Raw genomic sequence first — 20420 nt, forward strand, 5'->3', positions numbered from 1 at the left:
GCTATGCGGTGGTTCATGCCCTCGACAGGCCTTGACTGACCGGTCGCGCCGCACCGGTGTGTGAGAGGCTTGAAGGGTCGCACGGATGATCGAAGGAGAACGGTGACAGTTTCCGAACGCGCACACGAGCTGGCGACCGCCGCCGCCCAGGCCGCCGCCGACAAGAAGGCACAGGACATCGTCATCATCGATGTGGGTGACCAGCTCGCCATCACCGACGCGTTCCTGCTCGCCGCCGCCCCCAACGAGCGTCAGGTGCTGGCCATCGTCGACGCGATCGAGGAGCGGCTGCTCCAGCTGCCGGAGAAGGCCAAGCCGGTCCGTCGGGAGGGGGAGCGGGGCGGTCGCTGGGTCCTGCTCGACTACGTCGACATCGTCGTGCACGTCCAGCACACCGAGGAGCGCGAGTTCTACGCGCTGGACCGGCTCTGGAAGGACTGCCCGCAGATCCCGTTCGTCGACCGGGACCTCGCCGCGGCCGAGTCCGGCGCCGCCGCCGAATGAGCCGGCTGATCGTCTGGCGGCACGGCAACACCGACTGGAACGCCGCCGGGCGCGTGCAGGGGCAGAGCGACATCCCGCTCAACGACCTCGGCCGCGAGCAGGCCCGCAGCGCAGCGCCGCTGCTCGCCGCGCTCCGTCCGGACGCGATCGTCGCCAGCGACCTGAGCCGCGCCGCCGACACGGCCGCCGCGCTGGCCGCTCTGACCGGGCTGCCGGTCCGCAGCGACCCGCGGCTGCGGGAGCGGTACTTCGGGCTCTGGCAGGGTCTGCTTCTCACCGAGGCCGCCGAACGGTACCCGGACGAGTACGCCCGCTGGCGGGCCGGCGACCCGGACCCGGGCGCCGGCATCGAGACGATGGACGACCTCGGCAAGCGGATGGGCGCCGCGCTCCAGGAGGCCGCCGACTCCGCACCCGGCGGCACCGTCGTGGTCGCCACCCACGGCGGCGGCGCCCGGCAGGGCGTCGGTCAGCTGCTCGGCTGGGACCACGGCGTCCTGCGGACGATCGGCGCCCTGCGGAACTGTCACTGGACCGAGCTGCGCCACGACGACACGCGCGGCTGGCACCTGCGGGCCCACAACGTCGGCGTGCTCGCCGCACCGGCGATCCGGGGCGAGATCGGCTAGCGTTCCGGCATGCCCGTCGCGGTCGTCACCGACTCCACCGCCTACCTTCCGCCCGAGCTGCTGGCCGCCCACCCGCTCACGGTGGTGCCCCTGACCGTCGTGCTCAACGGCGCGGAGGGGCTGGAGGGGGTGGAGGTCTTTCCGGCCGACGCCACCCGCGTGCTCAGCGGCCGGCGGGTGTCGGTCAGCACCTCGCGGCCCGCCCCGGAACAGTTCACGCGGACGTACCGGCGGCTCCTCGACGACGGCGCCGACGGAATCGTCTCGGTGCACCTGTCCGCGGAGCTGTCCGGCACGGTCGAGGCCGCCCAGCTGGCCGCGGCCGGGTTCGGCGACCGGGTGGCGGTGGTGGACAGCCGGTCCTGCGGCATGGGTGTCGGTTTCCCGGCGGTCGCCGCCGCCCAGGCCGCCGCGACCGGCGCCGACCGGTCCGGGGTACGCGACGCCGCGCGGGACGCCGTCGAGCGGACCGCTGTCTTCTTCTACGTCGACACGCTGGAGTTCCTCCGTCGGGGTGGCCGGATCAACGCCGCCTCGGCCCTGCTCGGCACCGCCCTCTCGGTAAAGCCGATCATGCACATGCCGGACGGCGCGATCGTTCTCAGGGACAAGGTGCGCACCGCCAGCCGGGGGGTCGCCCGCCTGGTCGACCTCGCCGTGGAGGCGGCCGGTGACGCCGACGTGGACCTCGCCCTGCACCACCTGGCCGCACCGCAGCGCGCCGAGGCGCTCCGGGAGGCGCTGGTTGACCGGCTGGGCGACCGGCTGCACGACACGTACGTCTCGGAGGCGGGCGCGGTGGTGGCCGCACACGCGGGTCCGGGCCTGGCGTGCGTCGTCGTGCACCGCCGCCCGGCGACCGACTGACCCACCCGGCCGGCCCAGCGTGGCGGTCGGGCCGGTGTGACCGGCTTGCTGTGGCGTCGCGGCACCGGACGTCTGCCGCTCCGGGCCCGGTCGAGGCGCCGGATGCGGCACTGTGGAGCTGAGTCGTCTGCGACGTCATCCGTCGCGCGAGAGCCGGATCGAGGAGGGCGCCACGATGTCCTGTGTGGTGACCGGTGGTGGCCGTGGGGTCGGCCGCGCCGTCGTGGAACGTCTCCTCGCCGGCGGCGAGAGCGTCGTCGTCATCGAGCGGGATCCGCAGGCGGTCGCGTGGGTGAACCCGCATCCGGCCGGCGACCGCCTGACCGCGGTCGTCGGGAACGCCGCCGACGAGGACGTCGCCACCGACGCCGCGCGCCGGGCGCAACGGGCGGGGCCGCTGACCGGCTGGGTGAACAACGCCGCCGTGTTCCGGGACGCCTCGGTGCACGAGACGCCGGCCGGGGAGGTGTTCGAGCTGATCGCCCGCAACCTCCGTCCGGCCCTGGTCGGGGCGACCGTCGCGGTCCGCCGCTTCCTGGCCGCCGGCACCGGCGGGGCCATCGTCAACGTCTCGTCGCACCAGGCCCGCCGGCCGGTGCCGGGTTGCCTGCCGTACGCCACCGCGAAGGCGGCCGTGGAAGGTCTGACCCGGGCGCTGGCCGTGGAGTACGGGGCGCGGGGGATCCGCATCAACGCGGTCGCTCTCGGCTCGGTGGCGACCGAACGGCACGCCGCGTTCCTCGCCGCGCGGGAACCCGCGGAGGCGGAGTGGATCGACGCCGAGCTGCGGCGGCTGCACCCGCTCGGCCGGATCGGTGGGGTCGACGAGGTCGCCGAGGCGGTGGCGTGGCTGCTGTCCCCGGCAGCCGGCTTCGTCAACGGGGTCATCCTCCCGGTCGACGGCGGCCGGTCCGTCCTCGGACTCGACCCCGAGGCCCGCTGACCGTGCGCGCCGGCCCATAGCACATCAAGGGCATGATCAGGGCGTTGTCCACAGGGGCGAGGTTGTCCACAGGTGACGACTTCCGGGACGGCGGTGACCCCTCGTGGCGACCTAACCTCGCGCCGTGTCGTACGACGAGGAGACGGCGGTGCGGGAGCGCCTGCACCGGTTGCTGCCGCCGGGGGCGGACGGTGCGCCGGTCCCCGGGTCGGGGCTGCGGAAGGGCCGCGGCGCCCGTCCGCCCGGTTCCGGCGAGACGGGTGCGGACGTCGTCCGGCCGCCGGAACCGGCCGGGCGGGCCGCCGCTGCCGCGCGCGGGGAGGAGGCAGACGGCGGGTCGGCGGTGGGCCGCATGCTGCCCGGCGCGGGGGCCTTCGATCCGGGCCGGCGGGGCGTCCGGGCGCTGGCCGTCGTCGCCGTGCTGGTGGTGCTCGGCGCCGCGTTCTGGGCGTGGCGGTCCCGGCCGCAGGTCGAGCCGGTCGCGCCGGTGGCGGACGCCGCGACGGTCACCCCGTCCGCACCGGCCGAGGCGACCGCGACGCCGGGCGGTGAACTGGTGGTGGCCGTCGCCGGCAAGGTACGCCGTCCCGGTCTGGTGCGCGTACCGGCCGGTGCCCGGGTCGCCGACGCCGTGCAGGCGGCCGGGGGAGCGCTGCCGGGCGTGGACGTCGCCCTGCTGAATCCGGCCCGGAAGGTCGCCGACGGCGAACTCATCGTCGTCGGCGTACCCGCACCGGCCGGCGCGCCGAACGGTCAGCTGCCGGGTGGCGGCGCGCCCGGTGCCGACCCCGGCGCCGGCGGCCGGGTCAACCTGAACACCGCCACGTTGGCGCAGCTCGACGCTTTGCCAGGGGTCGGGCCGGTGCTCGCGCAGCGCATCCTCGCCCACCGGGACCAGCACGGAGGCTTCCGGTCCGTGGGCGACCTGCGCCAGGTCGACGGGATCGGTGACGCGCGGTACGAACAGCTCAAGGACCTGGTGACGGTGTGAACGGCCGTACCCCCGCCGACGCGGTGCCCGGACGGGCCGCGTACGACGTGCCGGATCTGCGGTTGGCCGGCCTGGCCGTCGCCGCGTGGCTCGCCGCGCTGGCCGGGCTGCACCTGAGCGCCGGCGCGACCCTGCTTATCGCGTTTGTCGCCGCCGTGCTGGCCGGCGCCGGGGCCCTGCACCTGCGCGGGCTCCTCGGCCGGCCCGCCGCGCCGGTCCGGCGGTACGGGTGGATCGCCGTCGCCGTGCTGCTCGGTGTCGTGTGCGGGGCGAGCGCCACCGCCGCCCGGGTCGCCGTGCGGGACGCCGCTGCGATCCGTGCCCTCGTCGACGGGCCCGCCCCCGTCACCGCCGAGCTGGCAGTCCGGGACGATCCCCGGCCGCTGCGCGGCGTCCCGGGACGGCCGGCCATGCTCCTCGTGGCGGTGGAGTCGATCCGGGTCACCGCTTCCGACGGACGGCGCGTCGAGGCGCGGGTCCGGATGCTCGTTCTCGCCACCGACCCGGCCTGGCGGGGCCTGCTGCCCGGGCAGCGACTGACCGCCGAGGGCCGGCTCGGCGCCCCGCGCGGCGGCGACCTGACCGCCGCCGTCCTCCGGTCGGCCCGGGCGCCGGTGCTGCACGGGCCGCCACCGGGCTCCCAGCGGGCCGCCGGCTCGCTCCGCGCCGGCCTGCAGGACGCCTGCGACCCGCTGCCCGACGAGCAGGGTGGCCTGCTGCCGGGGCTGGTCGTCGGCGACACGAGCCGTTTGCCGTCCGCTGTGGAGGAGGATTTCCTCGCCACCGGCATGACGCATCTGACGGCCGTCTCCGGGTCCAACGTCGCGATCGTCGTCGGTGCGGTCCTGCTGCTCGCCCGCTGGGGGCGGGCCGGGCCCCTGCTCGCCGCCGGGCTCTGCGCGCTCGCGCTGGTGGCGTTCGTGATCCTGGTCCGGCCGTCGCCGAGCGTGGTGCGGGCGGCCACGATGGGCGCGGTAGGGCTCGCCGCGCTCGCCGCCGGCCGCCCCCGCGCGGCGCTACCGGCGTTGGCCACGGCGGTGACCGTGCTTGTGCTCGTCGACCCCGAGCTGGCCGGGGACGCGGGCTTCGCCCTCTCCGTGCTCGCCACCGGCGGGCTGCTGCTGCTCGCCCCACGCTGGCGGGACGCGCTGCGCCGCCGCCGGGTGCCGGCGGGGGTCGCCGAGGCGCTCGCGGTGCCCGCCGCCGCGCAGCTCGCCTGCGCCCCGGTCGTGGCGGGGATCTCCGGCACGGTGAGCCTGGTCGCCGTGCCGGCGAACCTGCTGGCGGTGCCGGCCATCGCCCCCGCCACGGTGCTCGGCGTCCTGGCGGCGGCGATCTCGCCACTCTGGCCGGCCGGTGCCGGCTTCGTCGCCTGGCTGGCCAGCTGGCCGGCGTGGTGGCTGGTGACGGTGGCGCACCAGGGGGCACGCGTGCCGGCGGGGACGCTGCCCTGGCCGGGGGGCGTGACGGGCGCGCTGCTGCTGTCCGGGTTGACCCTCGCGCTGCTGGTGGCCGCCCGGCGCCGGGTCGTACGCCGGTTGGTGGCGGTGACCGCCGTGGCGGCGGTGCTCGGCGCGCTGCCGGTGCGGCTCGTGGCGTCCGGTTGGCCGCCGGTGGGTTGGGTCGTCGTCGCCTGCGCGGTCGGCCAGGGCGACGCCGTGGTGCTGCCCGTCGGGCGCGGCCGGGCCGTGGTGGTGGACGCCGGGCCGGAGCCGGGCGCGGTGGACCGGTGCCTGCGAGGGCTCGGCGTCCGGGAGGTGCCACTGCTGGTGGTCAGCCACTTCCACGTCGACCACGTCGGTGGTGTGGCCGGCGTGTTCCGGGGTCGCCGGGTCGGCGCCGTGCTCGCTCCGCCGTTGCCGGAACCGGCCGCCGGCCGGGACCTGGTCCGGGCCGCGGCGGCGGCGGGCTCCGCCGGTGTCCGGTCCGCCCCGGTCGGCTGGCACTACCGTGCCGGCCAGGTCGAGCTGACGCTCGTCGGTCCGCCGTCGCCGCTGCGGGGCACCCGGTCGGACCCGAACAACAACTCGTTGGTCCTGCTCGCCAGGGTCGCCGGGGTGCGGATCCTGCTCGCCGGCGACGCGGAGACCGAGGAGCAGCGGGCGCTGCTCGACCGTCCGCCGCCCGGCGGCCTCCGGTCGCACGTACTGAAGGTGGCCCACCACGGATCGGCGTACCAGGACCCCGCGTTCCTCGACGCGGTCCGCCCGCTCGTCGCTCTCGTCCCGGTCGGGACCGGCAACACCTACGGGCATCCGGACCCGTCGGTGCTCGGCCGGCTCACCCGCGGCGGGGCCCGGGTCCTGCGTACCGACGTCGACGGCGACGTGGCCGCCGTGGCCGGGCCGTCCGGCCTGGGCGTCGTCAGGCGGGGAGCCGAGGGCACAGCCGATCGATGACTATTGTCATGATTGGCCAATAACAGAGTTGAATGTCGGGATTTGCGCTGAGTGCGGGGTACGCCTTGGGAGTGCGCACGACCAGGCTGGCGCTCGCGGCCCGCCGTGCGAATATGGGCGGCGTGACCGCCGCCAGCCTCCCGCCCATTGTGCTCGTCCTCGGCGACGAGGAGCTGCTCGCCACGCGCGCGGTCACCGAGACGATCGCCCGGGCGCGGAGCGTCGAGCCCGACGTGGACGTCCGTGAGTACCAGGCCGGTGCACTGGCGGTCGGCGAGATAGCGGAGATGCTCAGCCCGTCGCTCTTCGGCGGGCGGCGGCTGCTCGTGCTCCGCTCCGGCCAGGACGCCCGCAAGGACCTGACGAGCGCGCTCCTCGCGTACGCGAAGAACCCCGACCCCGACGTGCAGCTGGTCGTGCTCCATCCGGGCGGCGCCAAGGGCAAGGCGTTCGCGGACGGTCTCAAGGCGGCCGGCGCGACAGTCGTGCCGGCGGCCAAGCTGAAGGGGCATCGCGAGCGGGTGGCGTTCGTCCGCGACGAGATCCGGCGGTCGGGCGGGCGGTGCACCGACGACGCCGCCGAGGCGCTCATCGCGGCGGTCGGTAACGACCTGCGTGAGCTGGCGGCCGCCTGCTCCCAGTTGATGGCCGACACCGACGGCAGGATCAGCCCGGAGACCGTGGCCCGTTACTACCGGGGGCGGGTCGAGGTGACCGGGTTCACGGTCGCCGACGCGACGATGGTGGGCGACGTGCCGGCCGCGCTCGAGGCGCTGCGCTGGGCGCTGCACGTCGGCGTGGATCCGGTGCCGATCGCGGACGCCCTGGCCGACGGCGTACGCACCGTGGCGCGGGTCGCCTCCGCCGGCCGGGGCAGCGCGTACCAGCTGGCGAGCACGCTGGGAATGCCGGCCTGGAAGATCGAGCGGGCGCAGCGACAGAGCCGCGGCTGGACGCCGGAGGGCCTGGTCCGCGCCATGCAGGCCGCCGCCGAGTGCAACGCCGCGGTGAAGGGCGGCTCGGACGACCGGGCGTACGCCCTCGAACGGGCCGTCTTCTCCGTCGCGGCGGCGCGGCAGGGCGGCACCCGGTGACCGGAGCCGGGTCGTGGGCCACCGTCGCGGCCGACGAGGAGCGCTACCGGCCGCTGTACGCCCGGGTGCTCGGGCTGCGGTTCGTCAACCCGGGTGGGGTGCTCTGCTTCGTCTTCTTCGAGGGCGCGATCGCGCTGGCGGCACTGCTCGCCCTCGCCGAGCTGGTCACCTGGTGGGCGGTGCTGGTGCTGCCGGCGACGGTCGCGGTGATGGTGAAGCTGAACGACCTGGTGGCGGCGCGGGTGGTGCGCTCCGCGGCGCTCGTACCCGAGCAGGAGCGGGACCGCTTCCGCCGGCAGATGGAACCGGTGGTCGGCACCGCGCGGGTGGACTGGATCCGGCACAGCGTGCCCGGCGTCGTCATCTCCGCCACGCCGGTACCGGAGCCACCCGACGAGCCACCTCCGCCCGCTCCCGCCGTACGCCGTCCGGCCCCGCCGACCCACCCTGCCTGACCGCGACCCGCCCTCCGCCCTCCGCGATCTTGCGATTTCTGCCCCGGCGAAAGGTGCGAATGCCACGTATCGAGGGCCGAGAGCGCAGGATCGCCGCGCCGGGGGCGGGGCGCGGACAGGGCGAAGCCCCGGGCGGGAGGCCCGGGGCTTCGTCAGGTCTGGTGTCGCGTCAGGCGGAGAAGGACGCCACGCGCTTGGCGATGGCGGACTTCCGGTTCGCGGCCTGGTTGGCGTGGATCACGCCCTTGCTGGCGGCCTTGTCCAGCTTGCGGGCCGCATCCCGCATGAGAACGGTCGCCTTCTCGACGTCGCCGGCCTCTGCGGCCTCGTGGAACTTGCGGATGGCGGTCTTCAGCGACGACTTGACCGACTTGTTGCGCAGCCGGCGCTTCTCGTTCTGCCGGTTGCGCTTGATCTGGGACTTGATGTTCGCCACGCGACAGCCTCGTCTTGATAGCTCGGGTTGGTCTGCTTGCACGCGCTGCGAGCATGCGTCATCGCTGCGCGAAGGGCCAGGCTACCAGGTCGGCCCGGGCGAGGCCAAAACGGCCTCCCGCCCCGGCCTCAGTCCCAGCCCTGCCGCTGGGCGAGCCAGGCCAGCGCCGCCTCGCCGCTGCGACGTTGGTGCGTCGCCAGGTCCCCGGTCGCGGTGGCCGGTACCGCCGACGCGGTGGTGAGGAAATAGCCGGCCAGGGCGGCCAGCGTGACGTCCAGGGCGTCCGGGGGAGCGCCGGCGGCGGCCGGATGCGCCGCGAACGCCGCGTCCAGTCCGGCGGTCTCCGGCGCGTACCCGTCGAGGAGCAGCGTGACCAGATCGAACCAGGCGGGGCCGTGGCAGAGCCAGGTCCAGTCGCAGAACCAGGCCCGCCCGTCCCGCTCGAGCAGCACGTTGTCCGGCCGCAGGTCGCCGTGGACCAGGCCGGGCGCCCCGGCGGCGTACCCCGGCAGCCGGGACTCCAGCGCGACCAGCTCGGGCAACCGTCGTTCCAGCCCGGTCGGGAGGCCCGGCACCGGCTCCCGGCCCGCCGCCACGTCGGCCCAGCGGAGGATGTCGTCGCGGGCCAGGTCGGCCAGGTGCGGCGGGTCCAGTGCGGCGAGGTCGCCGGGCGAATCGGACAGGGCGGCGGCCAGGTCGGCGTACGCCGCCAGGATCGTGGCCAGCTCCACCGGGTCCCAGGGGTGGCGGGGCGGGTGGCCGTCGACCACGTCCAGGCCGAGCGCGAACCAGCCCGCCTCGTGCAGGGTCCAGCGTGGGCGGGGCGCGGGTACGTCGGGCGGGAGCCGGTCGAGGATCGCCGCCTCCCGCGCGTACCAGTCGGTCAGGTGCGAGTCGCGTGGCGCGGCCTTGACGAAGATCCGGCCGCCGTCGGCGGCGGTCAGTACGCCGGCGAAGCCGCGGGTGAAGCCGGCGGTCGCGGCGCGGGTCGCGACCACGGGAGCGCCGAGCCGGTCGGCGAGCGCGGCCCGCAGGCCCACCGGCAGCGCCGACCACCCGGGGCGGCGGGTGGTCTCCGGGTACGACACTGGTGAGCTGCTCACCCCACCAGTGTCGTACCCGGCGTCGAGACTGCCCGCATGAACCGGGACGTGTCGACGCGGCGGTGTCCGCCCGCGCCGCCCAGCGGCGGCGGTGCGGGCGTCTGGGAGACTGCCAGGCCATGAGGACCGACGACTTCTGGCAGCTGATCGACCAGGCGCGGGCCGGCGGCGGGGGAGAGCCGCACGCGGTCGCCGCCCGGGCGGTCGCCCTGCTCGCGCTGCGGGACCCGGAGGAGATCGTCGGGTACGCGCACCACCAGGCGCGCGTGCTGGCCGCGTCGCACCGGGTGGACCTGTGGGGCGCCGCCTACCTGATCAACGGTGGCGTCTCCGGCGACGGCTTCCACCACTTCCGGGGCTGGTTGATGGCCCAGGGCCGGGCGGTGTTCGCCCGGGCGGTCGCCGAGCCGGACTCGCTTGCCGAGCTGCCGCAGGTGCGCGCCGCGTCGCTGTCCGGCGAGGAGTTCGCCTGTGCGCAGATGCTTGCCGTCCCGTGGGAGGCGTACCGGAAGGCGACCGCGACCGAGCTGCCGGCGGACCGGGATCCGGTCCCGGTGCCGGATCTCAACGACTTCTGGGACTTCGACGACGAGGACGAGGCCCGCCGGCGGCTGCCGAGGCTCGCCGCCCTGTTCGTCGAGCCGCCGGGCGAGTAGCCCGGGCCGGGGTTCGCCCGCGCAGCGGACGCGCGCGGGCGACGTGGGAGCATAGAGGGGGCCGGTGTCACGCCGGCCTGCTCAACGTCAGCCGACCAGAACGGACCGCTGTGCCACCGACGCTCGATCCCGGCGCGAACGCTCCTGGTGCCACCGACCCGGCGCGCATCCGGAACTTCTGCATCATCGCCCACATCGACCACGGGAAGTCGACCCTGGCCGACCGGATGCTGCAGCTCACCGGCGTGGTCGACCCGCGGCAGATGCGCGCCCAGTACCTCGACCGGATGGACATCGAGCGCGAGCGCGGCATCACCATCAAGAGCCAGGCCGTCCGCATGCCCTGGACGATCCGGGAGGGCGAGCGGGCCGGCGAGAGCGCCGTGCTCAACATGATCGACACCCCGGGGCACGTCGACTTCACGTACGAGGTGTCGCGCTCCCTCGCCGCCTGCGAGGGAGCGATCCTGTTGGTGGACGCGGCCCAGGGGATCGAGGCGCAGACCCTCGCGAACCTCTACCTGGCGCTGGAGAACGACCTGCACGTCATCCCGGTGCTCAACAAGATCGACCTGCCGGCGGCGCAGCCCGAGAAGTACGCCGAGGAGCTGGCCCACCTGATCGGCGGCGACCCGGCGGACTGCATCCGGGTCTCCGGCAAGACCGGCGAGGGCGTGCCGCACCTGCTCGACGAGATCGTCCGGCAGTTCACGCCGCCGGTCGGGGACGCCGACGCGCCCGCCCGCGCGATGATCTTCGACTCGGTGTACGACGTCTACCGGGGCGTCGTCACCTACGTGCGGCTGGTCGACGGGCGGATCAGCGCTCGGGACCGGATCAAGATGATGTCCACCGGCGCGACCCACGAGCTGCTGGAGATCGGCGTCATCTCGCCGGAGATGGTGAAGGCCGACGCGCTCGGCGTCGGCGAGGTGGGTTACCTGATCACCGGCGTGAAGGACGTCCGGCAGTCCCGGGTGGGTGACACGGTCACCATCAACACCCGGCCGGCGGGCGAGCCGCTCGGCGGTTACAAGGACCCGAAGCCGATGGTCTACTCGGGCCTCTACCCGATCGACGGCTCGGACTACCCGAACCTGCGGGACGCGCTGGACAAGCTCAAGCTCAACGACGCGGCCCTGACGTACGAGCCGGAGACCTCCGGGGCGCTCGGCTTCGGTTTCCGCTGCGGCTTCCTCGGCCTGCTGCACCTGGAGATCATCCGGGAGCGGCTGGAGCGGGAGTTCAACCTCGACCTGATCTCGACCGCGCCGAACGTGGTCTACCGGGCCCTCACCGAGGACGGCGAGGAGGTCGTGGTGACCAACCCGAGCGAGTACCCGACCGGCAAGATCGCCGAGGTGTACGAGCCGACGGTGCGGGCCACCGTGCTGACCCCGAACGACTACGTCGGCGCCGTGATGGAGCTCTGCCAGGGCCGCCGGGGCAACCTGCTCGGCATGGACTACCTCTCGGCCGACCGGGTGGAGCTGCGCTACACCCTGCCCCTCGCCGAGATCATCTTCGACTTCTTCGACCAGTTGAAGAGCCGCACCAAGGGGTACGCGTCGCTGGACTACGAGCCCTCCGGCGAGCAGTCGTCCGACCTGGTGAAGGTGGACATCCTCCTGCACGGCGAGCCGGTCGACGCGTTCAGCGCGATCGTGCACAAGGACAAGGCGTACAACTACGGCACCACGATCGCCGCGAAGCTGCGGAACCTCATTCCGCGTCAGCAGTTCGAGGTACCGATCCAGGCGGCGATCGGCAGTCGGGTGATCGCCCGCGAGACGATCCGGGCGATCCGCAAGGACGTGCTGGCGAAGTGCTACGGCGGTGACATCAGCCGGAAGCGCAAGCTGCTGGAGAAGCAGAAGGAAGGCAAGAAGCGGATGAAGATGGTGGGTCGGGTGGAGGTCCCCCAGGAGGCCTTCATCGCCGCGCTCTCGTCGGACTCCGGCGACGGGAAGGCGCCCGGCAAGAAGTGATCGCCGCCGGCGGATCGGCGCACACGTCGTCATCGACCAGCGACGCTCTCCGGCCCGGCGGTTCCGGTTTGGGAATCCGCCGGGTCGGGCAATGAGGGGCCACGACAGGAACACCACCTATCCGTGGCAGGAATTCGTGAAGGAGGGCGACCGTGGAGCTCACCGTTTGGGGCATCATCACCGCGCTCTTTGTCGGTCTGATCGTCGGCGCGCTGGGCCGTCTGGTCGTGCCGGGCCGGCAGAACATGCCGATGTGGCTGCACATGCTGATCGGTGTCGGCGCCGCGCTGCTCGGCACCGTGCTGGCCCGGGCCCTGGGCATCGCGACCGCGACCGCTGGCATCGACTGGGGCGAGCTGCTGGTCCAGGTCGTGCTGGCCGCCATCGCCGTGGCCCTGGTGGCCGGTGTCGGCCGACGGCGCAGCATCAGCCGCTACTAACCGCCGACAACTGAATCCGCCTCGCGGGCGCCCGACCGGCTGGTCGGGCGCCCGTCGCGGTTCCGGGTACGACCGCCCATCGCGGCCCGGCCGTCCGGTCTGTTCGGTCCCGGTCCCGGCTGTCCCGCGAAGTCGGTTTGGGAGATCCGGGGGTCGGGAACTGTGGGGTCACCACAGAAACATCGATCCAACACGGACTCACACATCCCGTTAGGAGAACGACCGTGGAGCTGACCGTCTGGGGCATCATCACCGCGCTGATCGTCGGTCTGATCGTCGGCGCGCTGGGCCGTCTGGTCGTGCCGGGCCGGCAGAACATGCCGATCTGGCTGCACATGCTCATCGGTGTCGGTGCGGCGCTGCTCGGCACCATCGTCGCCCGGGCCGCGGGCTTCGCCGAGACCGCCGGGATCGACTGGCGTGAGCTGATGCTGCAGGTTCTGTTCGCCGCCGTCGCGGTGGCCCTGGTCGCCGGTGTAGGCCGGCGCCGCAGCGTCACTCATCGGTGAGTCGGCAACATCAACCGGCAAAACTCGCACAGCCTGAACAACGGGCGCTCGACCGGACGGTCGAGCGCCCGTTCGTAGGTCTATGACCGCTTTCGCCCCGGTCCCGTTGGCCGGCCGGCCGGCCAACTGAGATACCGTCGCCACGCTTCGCACCGAGCGCCCACTGTCGTAAAGGATTTTTTCCTACTAAGGTGCGGCGCAGAAGGTTAGTGCCAAGAGGCGCGAGGGAGATATGGCGTGAACAGGTGGAAGCGGCTGGCCCCGGTCACCGCCGTCGTGGCCTCGGCCGCGATGGTGCTGGCCGGCTGCGGTGGCTCCGACGACGATACGGCGGCCGACAACAGCAAGCTGACCGTCTGGATGATGGGCGAGGGCAGCGAAACCCAGACGAAGTTCCTCGACGGCGTCGAGGCCGAGTTCAAGCAGAAGCACCCCGAGACCGACGTGGTGGTCCAGTACATCCCCTGGCTCGAGGCGCCGAAGAAGTTCCAGGCGGCGCTGGCCGGCGGCGAGGGACCGGACGTCACCGAACTGGGCAACACCGAGACCCAGGGGTGGGCGGCGCAGGAGGCGCTTGCCGACCTGACGGACCGGTTCGGCGGCTGGGCCGAGGGCAAGGACATCCTCCCGGACCTGGTCAAGAACGCGCAGCTCGACGGCAAGCAGTACGGCGTGCCGTGGTACGCCGGCGTCCGCGGCATCTACTACCGCACCGACTGGTTCGCCGAGGCCGGCGTGCAGCCGCCGAAGACCTGGGACGACCTGGTCGCCGCGGCCAAGGCCGTGCAGGCGAAGAAGCCCGGCACCTACGGCATCGCCCTGCCCGGCAACTCCGAGCTGCCCTTCTACTCCTTCCTCTGGGGCGCCGGCGCGGAGATCGCCACCAAGGACGGTGACACCTGGAAGTCCGGCTACAACACGCCGGAGGCCCAGAAGGCGGTCAAGTTCTGGACCGACCTGGTGACCGTGCACAAGGTCGCCCCGCCGGCCGCCGCCGGCTGGAACGAGATCGACGCGCGGACCCAGTTCGCCACCGGCAAGGCGGCCATGGCGTTCGGCGGAAGCTGGCAGCAGAACGCCATCAAGAAGGACAACCCGGATATCGAGAAGGTCTGGGGCACGTTCCCGATTCCCGGCCCGGACGGCCAGCCCGCCCCCGCCTTCGCCGGCGGCTCCGACATCGCCATGTGGGAGGACAGCGAGCGCAAGGACCTCGCCTGGGACTACATGACGGTGCTGCTGAGCAAGAAGAACGACGCGGCGTTCGCCGAGAGCCTGGGCTTCTTCCCGGTCTACGGGGACCTGGTCGGCGGCGACAAGTACGCCAGCGACAAGATCATGGCGCCGTTCGCCACCGCCATGCAGAACACCAAGCTCACGCCGCTCACCCCGAAGTGGGTGGAGGTCAGCCGGACCAAGACGGTGACCCAGGCGATGAACAGCTCGGTCATGAAGGGTCAGAAGACGGTCGAGAAGGCTACCGCCGACGCGGCCGCGGAGATGGAAAGCATCCTCAACGCCAAGTGACCACGCTGACCGAGGCGCCGGAGACGTCCGCCGCGCGGGAGACCCCCGCGCGGCGGCGTCGCCGAGTGGACCGCCTCCCGTACCTGCTGCTCCTGCCCTGCCTGGTGATCATCGCCGTGCTGCTGCTCTGGCCGCTCGGCCAGGTCGTGGCGATGTCCTTCTTCCGGCTCGACAACGTGCGGCAGTTGCGCGGGGACCGGGAGTGGCCGTGGGTCGGCCTGGGCAACTACGCCGACATCCTCGGTGACCCGTTCTTCTGGACGGTGCTGCGCAACACCGTCCTCTTCGCCGCCGCCAACGTGGCCCTGACGATGATCCTCGGCACCCTGGTCGGCCTGCTGCTCAACCGGCTCGGCAAGCGGATGGTCGCGTTCGTCGCGAGCTGCGTGATGCTCGCCTGGGCCACCCCGGCGCTGACCGGCACGATCGTCTGGAAGTGGATCTTCGACGACACCAGCGGCCTGGTCACCTGGCTGTTCAACGCGCTGCCGGACAACCTGTCGCAGGCGCTCTTCGGGCGCACCGAGTGGACCGGCTACGGCTGGTTCAACTCGCCGCTGCTCTTCTTCTCGATCCTCACCCTGGTGGTGGTCTGGCACTCGTTCCCGTTCATCGCGGTAAGCGTGCTGGCCGGGCTGAAGAGCGTGCCCAGCGAACTGCACGAGGCGGCCCGGGTCGACGGGGCCGGCCCCTGGAAGGTCTTCTGGCGAGTCACCTTCCCGCTGCTGCGGCCGGTCTTCGGGATCCTGGTGGTGCTCTCCACCATCTGGGACTTCAAGGTCTTCACGCAGTACTACGTCCTGGCCGGGGGTACGCAGGACCGGCCCACCTTCATGCTCTCGGTCTACTCGTACGCCGAGGCCTTCTCGCCGCCGCCCAAGTACGGGCTCGGCTCGGCGATCGCGGTGATCCTCACCCTGATCCTGCTCGTGGTGACCGGCATCTACGTACGCATGATGCTCAAGCAGGAGGAGGTCGCGTGAAACGGCTCGCCCTCAACGGCGCCGGCCTGCTGGTGGCGCTCTTCGCCGCCTTCCCGGTCTACTGGATGATCGCCACCTCGCTGAAGCCGAGTTCGGAGATCTTCGCCAGCACGCCCCGGCCGGTGCCGGCCGAGCCGACCCTGGAGCACTACCGCCAGATCCTCACCGGCAACCTGATCCCCGGCGTGACGTTCGCGGACTTCTTCCTCAACAGCGTCCTGGTCGCCGTCGCGACCGTGCTGCTCAGCGGCCTGGTCGCGCTGCTCGCGGCGACGGCGGTCGCCCGCTTCCGCTTCAAGCTGCGCACCAGCTTCCTGATCATGCTGCTGGTGGTGCAGATGATCCCGCTGGAGGCGCTGGTCATCCCGCTGTTCCTGATGATCCAACGGCTCGGGCTCTACAACACGCTGCCGAGCCTCATCCTCACGTACCTCGGCTTCTCGCTGCCGTTCGCGGTCTGGATGCTGCGCGGCTTCGTCGCCGCGGTGCCCAAGGAGTTGGAGGAGGCCGCCGCGATCGACGGCGCCAGCCGCGCGCAGACCTTCCGGCGGATCCTCTTCCCGCTGGTCGCACCGGGCCTGGTGGCGACAAGCATCTTCTCCTTCATCACCGCGTGGAACGAGCTGATCTTCGCGCTGACGTTCATCAACGACCAGGACCGCTACACGCTGCCGGTCGCGATGACCTTCTTCTTCGGCCGCGACGACACCGCCTGGGGGCCGGTGATGGCCGCCTCCACGATCTTCACCCTCCCGGTGATCATCTTCTTCCTGCTGGTGCAGCGCCGAATGGTCTCCGGCCTGGTCGCCGGCGCCGTCAAGGGCTGAGGTGCAAGGAAGGGCCCCCTTTTAACGCCTGGCGTTGTAAAAGGGACCCTTGTTAACGCGGCGCGGCGCGGTGCGGCGGGGCGCGGCGCGGCGCGGCGGCGGGCTGACCTGGCACCGCCGCTAGGGTGGCCGCATGACGGGCAGGGTGATCTCGGTGAACCTCGGCATCGTGACCGAGGCGGAGTGGGCCGGCGACGCGAGCGGCCGCAGCGGGATCGACAAGCGCCCCGCCGACGGTCGGGTGCACGTGCACGGCGAAGGACTCGCCGGCGACTTCATCGGCGAGCGGGCCCACCACGGCGGCCCGGACAAGGCGGTGTACGCGTACGCGGAGGAGGACGCCGCGTGGTGGGCGGCCGAGCTGGGGCGGCGGGTCGCTCCGGGCGCCTTCGGCGAGAACCTGACCACCCGGGCGGTCGACGTGACCGGCGCGGTGATCGGCGAGCGGTGGGCGATCGGGTCGGCGGTGCTCCAGGTCAGCATGCCGCGTACGCCGTGCACGACGTTCGCCGGCTTCTGGGGCGTACCCGACCTGATCAAGCGGTTCACCGTCCGGGCCCGGCCCGGGGCGTACCTGCGGGTGCTGGGCGAGGGCGAGATCGGCGCGGGGGACCGGGTCGAGGTTCTGGACCGGCCCGCGCACGGGGTCACCGTCGGCGAGGTGTTCCGGGCGCTGAACCTCGAGCCGGAGCTGCTGCCGCGCCTGCTGCACGCCGAGGAACTGCCGGAGCGGGTCCGGGAGAAGGCCCGCCGCCGCGTCGCCGCCGGCTGAGCGCCACCACGACGGGCGCCAGCCGAGCCGCCGCCGGCCGAGCCGCTGCCAGCCGAGCCGCTGCCAGCCGAGCCGCTGCCAACCGAGCCGGTGCTGTTAACAAGGGGCCCTTCCTCTACCGCAGGCGTTAACAAGGGGCCCTTCCTTGCACAGCGGTCGGGGCGCGGGGTCGGCGGGAGCCGGGTCAGGTGGCGGCGAACACCTCGGCCACCACCCGGGCGGCCGCCGGATCGTCGGCCGTCACCCGGTCCCAGGTGCCCTTCTCGGCGGTCCACTGCCGGTCGCCGAAGCGGACCAGCCGCACGCCGTTGTCCTGGGCGTGCGACACCAGCCAGTGCGCGTACCGCCAGCCGCCCCGCTCGTCGTCGGCGGTCACCGTGAGGCGGGTCAGGTCGGTCGCGGCGGCCGTGGCGGCGAGACCCCAGTCCAGGGTGAGCCCCCGGGTCAGCGCCGCGGTCGCCGCCGCGCCCCGGCGCAGCGGGTCACCGGCCACCGTGCAGGCGACCGCCCCGGTCGCGTTGCCGAGCAGCGCCCGGGTCAGCACCTCCGACTCGTCGGCCCACTTCTGGTACGCCTCGGGGAACGCCGACCGCTGCACCTTCTGGGCGGCGTCGGTGACCCGCATTCCCTCCCAGCCCCGCACCTTCTTCAGGGCCGCGTAGAACTTGTTCGCCGCGTACCGCGGGTCGCGGATCTGGGTCGGTGTGCCCCAGCCCTGACTCGGTCGCTGCTGGAACAGCCCGACCGAGTCCCGGTCGCCGCCGGCCAGGTTGCGCAGGCCCGACTCCTGGTACGCGGTGGCGAGCGCCACCACCACCGCCCGCTCGGGCATGCCGCGCTGGATCCCGATGGCCGCGATCGTCGCCGCGTTTGCCATCTGGTCGGCGTCCAGGGCCACCCGGCCGTCCGCCTGCACCGTGCACGTCCGGGCGGCGAGCGGAAGCCGGAACCCGTCGCCGAGCTGGCGGAGAACGATGAACAGCCCGACCACGGCGACGAGAACGAGGACGACGCCACCCGCCACGACTGCCCGAGTTCGCACCTGCACCCCCTGTTCGACAGTTCGACAAGCGTACGTCCCCCGTCGCGCCCCGCGGGTCGTCCGACCGGTTCCGGTCGGTCCACCGGGCGTGGTGCCGGGTCCGCCCGGCGGGCACGGGCGGGCGGGACCGACGTTCCCTCACCGCCCGGGCGGAAACCGGTAATCGCCGGGCACCCAGCTCGCGGGCCGCTTCTCCCGGAACGCCAGGACACCCTCGCGGCCCTCGTCGGAGAGGAAGTAGCCGGTGGACAGGGTCGCCAGGTCGGCGATCTCGGCCCGCAGATCGGTCGACGCGGGACGGCGCAGCAGTCCCTTCGCCCCGGCCAGCGCGCCCGGCGCGCCCCGGACCAGCGAGTCGCAGTACCGGGCCACCGCGGCGTCCAGCTCCGCGGCCGGCACGGCGGCTGTGACCAGCCCGACCTCGGCGGCCCGCCGCCCGTCGAAGGTGTCCCCGGTCAGGTACAGCTCGGCCGCGGCGCGGGGGTGCAGCCGGGGCAGCACGGTCGCCGAGATCACGGCCGGGATCACCCCGATCCGGACCTCGGTGAACGCGAACGTCGCCTCCTGCGCGCACACCGCCAGGTCGGCCGCCGCGATCAGGCCCAGCCCGCCGGCCCGGGCCGGTCCGGCCACCCGCGCCACCACCGGCTTGGGGCACTCCCAGACGGCCGCGAGCACGTCGCCGAGCATCCCGGCGGGCACGGTCCCGCTGGCGTACGCGGCGGCGGTCTCCTTCAGGTCGGCGCCGGAGCAGAAGACCGGACCGGTGTGGTCCAGCACGACCACGCGTACGCCGTCGTCGGCGACCGCCGCGGCGAGGCCGTCGAGCAGCTGGGTCATCAGCGGCGTGGAGAGCGCGTTGCGGTTGTGCGGGCTGTCCAGGGTGAGGGTGGTCACCCCGCGGGCCGTGGTGACCCGCACGAGCGCGTCGGGAGAGGTCATGGAAGGGCACACTAGTGGCCATGCCCGGCGTCCTTCCAGAAGGCGAGATCGTCCCCGCCGACGGTTCGCTGCCCGCCACCGCCCTCGGCTCGGTCGGCGCGCGCGGTTTCGGCGTGTACGTGCACGTTCCGTTCTGCGCCAGCCGCTGCGGCTACTGCGACTTCAACACGTACACGGCGGCCGAGCTGGGCGGTGGTGCCGGCCGCGAGGAGTACGCGGACACCGTCCTCGCCGAGCTGGCCCTGGCCGCCCGGGTGCTGCGCGACAGCCCGCCGCCCCGGGTCGACACGGTCTTCGTCGGCGGCGGCACCCCGACCCTGCTTCCGCCCGGCGACCTGGCGCGGATCCTCGACGGCGTCGACCGCGCGTTCGGGTTGGCGCCGGACGCCGAGGTCACCACCGAGGCCAACCCGGAGTCGGTCACCCCGGAGTCGCTCGCCGCGCTGCGGGCCGCCGGCTACACGCGGATCTCGCTGGGCATGCAGTCCGCGTCGCCGGGGGTGCTGGCGATCCTCGACCGCAGGCACAGCGCCGGCCGGGCGGTCGCCGCCGCGCGGGAGGCCCGCGACGCCGGGTTCGCGCACGTCAACCTGGATCTGATCTACGGCACGCCGGGGGAGAGCGCGGCGGACTTCGCGGCCACGCTCGACCAGGTGGTCGGCGCCGGGGTGGACCACGTCAGCGCGTACGCCCTGATCGTGGAGGAGGGCACCCGGCTCGCCGCCCGGATGCGCCGCGGTGAGCTGGCGTACCCCTCCGACGACGTCGCCGCGGACCGTTACCTGGCCGCGGAGGCCGCCCTCGGCGCGGCCGGCTTCTCCTGGTACGAGGTTTCCAACTGGGCACGGACGCCGGCCGCCCGCTGCCGCCACAACCTGCTGTACTGGTCCGGCGGGGACTGGTGGGGCCTCGGCCCAGGGGCGCACAGCCACGTCGGCGGTGTGCGCTGGTGGAACGTGAAGCACCCCACGGCGTACGCGAAGCGCCTGGCCGCCGGGGAGTCGCCCGGTCTGGCCCGGGAGGTGCTGTCCGCCGACGAGGCGCACATGGAGGACGTCATGCTGCGCCTGCGGCTCGCCTCCGGCCTGCCGCTGGACGTGCTGGACCCGGCCGGGCTGGCCGGCGCGGAGCGGGCGCGGGCGAGCGGCCTGCTCGACGCGGCGGAGTGGGCGGCCGGCCGCGCCGTGCTGACCCTGCGTGGCCGGCTGCTCGCCGACGCCGTGGTGCGTGACCTGCTGCCGTGACCGCCGCTCCCGGCCGGGTCCCCCCGCGTCGGGCGAGGGTGGGTGGTGCCGACCGGCCGGGGGAGCGGC

General features: G+C 73.5%; 21 protein-coding genes. 17 read left to right on the forward strand and 4 right to left on the reverse strand.

All coding sequences use genetic code 11. The features are described from left to right. Positions 1–102 precede the first annotated feature (102 nt). The 8 genes from rsfS (at position 103) to ABTW87_RS24540 (ending at position 7882) form a co-directional block, all read left to right on the forward strand. Positions 103–504: a ribosome silencing factor gene (rsfS, locus tag ABTW87_RS24505; protein ID WP_350653303.1), complete on the forward strand. Its 402-nt coding sequence runs from the start codon at positions 103–105 to the stop codon at positions 502–504. After that, entirely contained in the window at positions 501–1133 is a 633-nt protein-coding gene (locus ABTW87_RS24510; protein WP_350653304.1) for a histidine phosphatase family protein, read from the forward strand. Before rsfS ends, ABTW87_RS24510 begins: the two co-directional genes overlap by 4 nt. 9 nt (positions 1134–1142) lie before the next feature. Continuing rightward, positions 1143–2000, forward strand: a complete 858-nt coding sequence (locus ABTW87_RS24515) for a DegV family protein (protein WP_350653305.1) — start codon at positions 1143–1145, stop codon at positions 1998–2000. Positions 2001–2112: 112 nt separating this feature from the next. Next, positions 2113–2943, forward strand: coding sequence for an SDR family NAD(P)-dependent oxidoreductase (locus ABTW87_RS24520; protein WP_350653306.1), 831 nt, complete (start codon positions 2113–2115; stop codon positions 2941–2943). Positions 2944–3067: 124 nt separating this feature from the next. Further along, on the forward strand, positions 3068–3934 hold the full coding sequence (locus ABTW87_RS24525) for a ComEA family DNA-binding protein (RefSeq protein WP_350653307.1): 867 nt from the start codon (positions 3068–3070) through the stop codon (positions 3932–3934). Beyond that, positions 3931–6333, forward strand: coding sequence for a ComEC/Rec2 family competence protein (locus ABTW87_RS24530; protein WP_350653308.1), 2403 nt, complete (start codon positions 3931–3933; stop codon positions 6331–6333). The genes ABTW87_RS24525 and ABTW87_RS24530 overlap by 4 nt, the downstream gene beginning before the upstream one ends. Before the next feature lie 113 nt (positions 6334–6446). Continuing rightward, complete coding sequence (gene holA / locus ABTW87_RS24535) at positions 6447–7427, forward strand: DNA polymerase III subunit delta (RefSeq protein WP_350653359.1); 981 nt, start codon at positions 6447–6449, stop codon at positions 7425–7427. Continuing rightward, positions 7424–7882 (forward strand): hypothetical protein, encoded by a 459-nt coding sequence (locus ABTW87_RS24540; protein ID WP_350653309.1) that lies wholly within the window; start codon positions 7424–7426, stop codon positions 7880–7882. Before holA ends, ABTW87_RS24540 begins: the two co-directional genes overlap by 4 nt. A 169-nt stretch (positions 7883–8051) precedes the next feature. On the opposite strand, the gene rpsT is transcribed toward ABTW87_RS24540, so the two are convergent. Both rpsT and ABTW87_RS24550 read right to left on the reverse strand, forming a co-directional pair. Then, entirely contained in the window at positions 8052–8318 is a 267-nt protein-coding gene (gene rpsT / locus ABTW87_RS24545; protein WP_350653310.1) for a 30S ribosomal protein S20, read from the reverse strand. A gap of 128 nt (positions 8319–8446) precedes the next feature. Continuing rightward, positions 8447–9421 carry an aminoglycoside phosphotransferase family protein gene (locus tag ABTW87_RS24550; RefSeq protein WP_502891638.1) on the reverse strand — a complete coding sequence of 325 codons (975 nt, stop codon included), beginning with the start codon at positions 9419–9421 and terminating at the stop codon, positions 8447–8449. Positions 9422–9540: 119 nt separating this feature from the next. Here ABTW87_RS24550 and ABTW87_RS24555 point away from each other — a divergent pair, with 119 nt between their 5' ends. The 8 genes from ABTW87_RS24555 to ABTW87_RS24590 all read left to right on the forward strand — a co-directional run bounded on the left by ABTW87_RS24555 (position 9541) and on the right by ABTW87_RS24590 (position 17123). Continuing rightward, positions 9541–10077, forward strand: coding sequence for a DUF4240 domain-containing protein (locus tag ABTW87_RS24555; protein WP_350653311.1), 537 nt, complete (start codon positions 9541–9543; stop codon positions 10075–10077). Positions 10078–10187: 110 nt separating this feature from the next. Beyond that, on the forward strand, positions 10188–12065 hold the full coding sequence (gene lepA, locus ABTW87_RS24560; RefSeq protein ID WP_350653312.1) for a translation elongation factor 4: 1878 nt from the start codon (positions 10188–10190) through the stop codon (positions 12063–12065). 152 nt (positions 12066–12217) lie between these two features. Then, positions 12218–12505, forward strand: coding sequence for a GlsB/YeaQ/YmgE family stress response membrane protein (locus ABTW87_RS24565; protein ID WP_350653313.1), 288 nt, complete (start codon positions 12218–12220; stop codon positions 12503–12505). 224 nt (positions 12506–12729) lie between these two features. Then, complete coding sequence (locus ABTW87_RS24570) at positions 12730–13014, forward strand: GlsB/YeaQ/YmgE family stress response membrane protein (protein WP_350653314.1); 285 nt, start codon at positions 12730–12732, stop codon at positions 13012–13014. 237 nt (positions 13015–13251) lie between these two features. Then, complete coding sequence (locus ABTW87_RS24575; protein WP_350653315.1) at positions 13252–14541, forward strand: sugar ABC transporter substrate-binding protein; 1290 nt, start codon at positions 13252–13254, stop codon at positions 14539–14541. After that, complete coding sequence (locus ABTW87_RS24580; RefSeq protein WP_350653316.1) at positions 14538–15524, forward strand: carbohydrate ABC transporter permease; 987 nt, start codon at positions 14538–14540, stop codon at positions 15522–15524. Before ABTW87_RS24575 ends, ABTW87_RS24580 begins: the two co-directional genes overlap by 4 nt. Continuing rightward, on the forward strand, positions 15521–16351 hold the full coding sequence (locus ABTW87_RS24585) for a carbohydrate ABC transporter permease (RefSeq protein ID WP_350653317.1): 831 nt from the start codon (positions 15521–15523) through the stop codon (positions 16349–16351). Before ABTW87_RS24580 ends, ABTW87_RS24585 begins: the two co-directional genes overlap by 4 nt. Before the next feature lie 133 nt (positions 16352–16484). Then, positions 16485–17123 carry an MOSC domain-containing protein gene (locus ABTW87_RS24590; protein WP_350653318.1) on the forward strand — a complete coding sequence of 213 codons (639 nt, stop codon included), beginning with the start codon at positions 16485–16487 and terminating at the stop codon, positions 17121–17123. Between the two features lie 184 nt (positions 17124–17307). Here ABTW87_RS24590 and ABTW87_RS24595 read toward each other — a convergent pair whose 3' ends face one another. Together ABTW87_RS24595 and ABTW87_RS24600 are read right to left on the reverse strand one after the other, a co-directional pair. Next, positions 17308–18171 (reverse strand): hypothetical protein, encoded by an 864-nt coding sequence (locus ABTW87_RS24595; protein ID WP_350653319.1) that lies wholly within the window; start codon positions 18169–18171, stop codon positions 17308–17310. A gap of 132 nt (positions 18172–18303) precedes the next feature. Next, positions 18304–19107, reverse strand: a complete 804-nt coding sequence (locus tag ABTW87_RS24600) for an enoyl-CoA hydratase-related protein (protein ID WP_350653320.1) — start codon at positions 19105–19107, stop codon at positions 18304–18306. Between the two features lie 20 nt (positions 19108–19127). On the opposite strand from ABTW87_RS24600, the gene hemW reads away from it, so the two are divergent. After that, entirely contained in the window at positions 19128–20351 is a 1224-nt protein-coding gene (hemW, locus tag ABTW87_RS24605; protein ID WP_350653321.1) for a radical SAM family heme chaperone HemW, read from the forward strand. Positions 20352–20420: the final 69 nt, after the last annotated feature.

It is taken from the genome of Micromonospora sp. NPDC126480, assembly GCF_040302465.1.
Lineage (GTDB): Bacteria > Actinomycetota > Actinomycetes > Mycobacteriales > Micromonosporaceae > Micromonospora.

What these genes read in the sequence shown, in the direction of transcription:
- ABTW87_RS24510 (WP_350653304.1), top strand. Translation starts at nt 501, where the DNA reads ATGAGCCGGCTGATCGTCTGGCGGCACGGCAACACCGACTGGAACGCC.
- ABTW87_RS24555 (WP_350653311.1), top strand. Translation starts at nt 9,541, where the DNA reads ATGAGGACCGACGACTTCTGGCAGCTGATCGACCAGGCGCGGGCCGGC.
- hemW (WP_350653321.1), top strand. Translation starts at nt 19,128, where the DNA reads ATGCCCGGCGTCCTTCCAGAAGGCGAGATCGTCCCCGCCGACGGTTCG.
- ABTW87_RS24515 (WP_350653305.1), top strand. Translation starts at nt 1,143, where the DNA reads ATGCCCGTCGCGGTCGTCACCGACTCCACCGCCTACCTTCCGCCCGAG.
- ABTW87_RS24600 (WP_350653320.1), bottom strand. Translation starts at nt 19,107, where the DNA reads ATGACCTCTCCCGACGCGCTCGTGCGGGTCACCACGGCCCGCGGGGTG.
- holA (WP_350653359.1), top strand. Translation starts at nt 6,447, where the DNA reads ATGGGCGGCGTGACCGCCGCCAGCCTCCCGCCCATTGTGCTCGTCCTC.
- ABTW87_RS24590 (WP_350653318.1), top strand. Translation starts at nt 16,485, where the DNA reads ATGACGGGCAGGGTGATCTCGGTGAACCTCGGCATCGTGACCGAGGCG.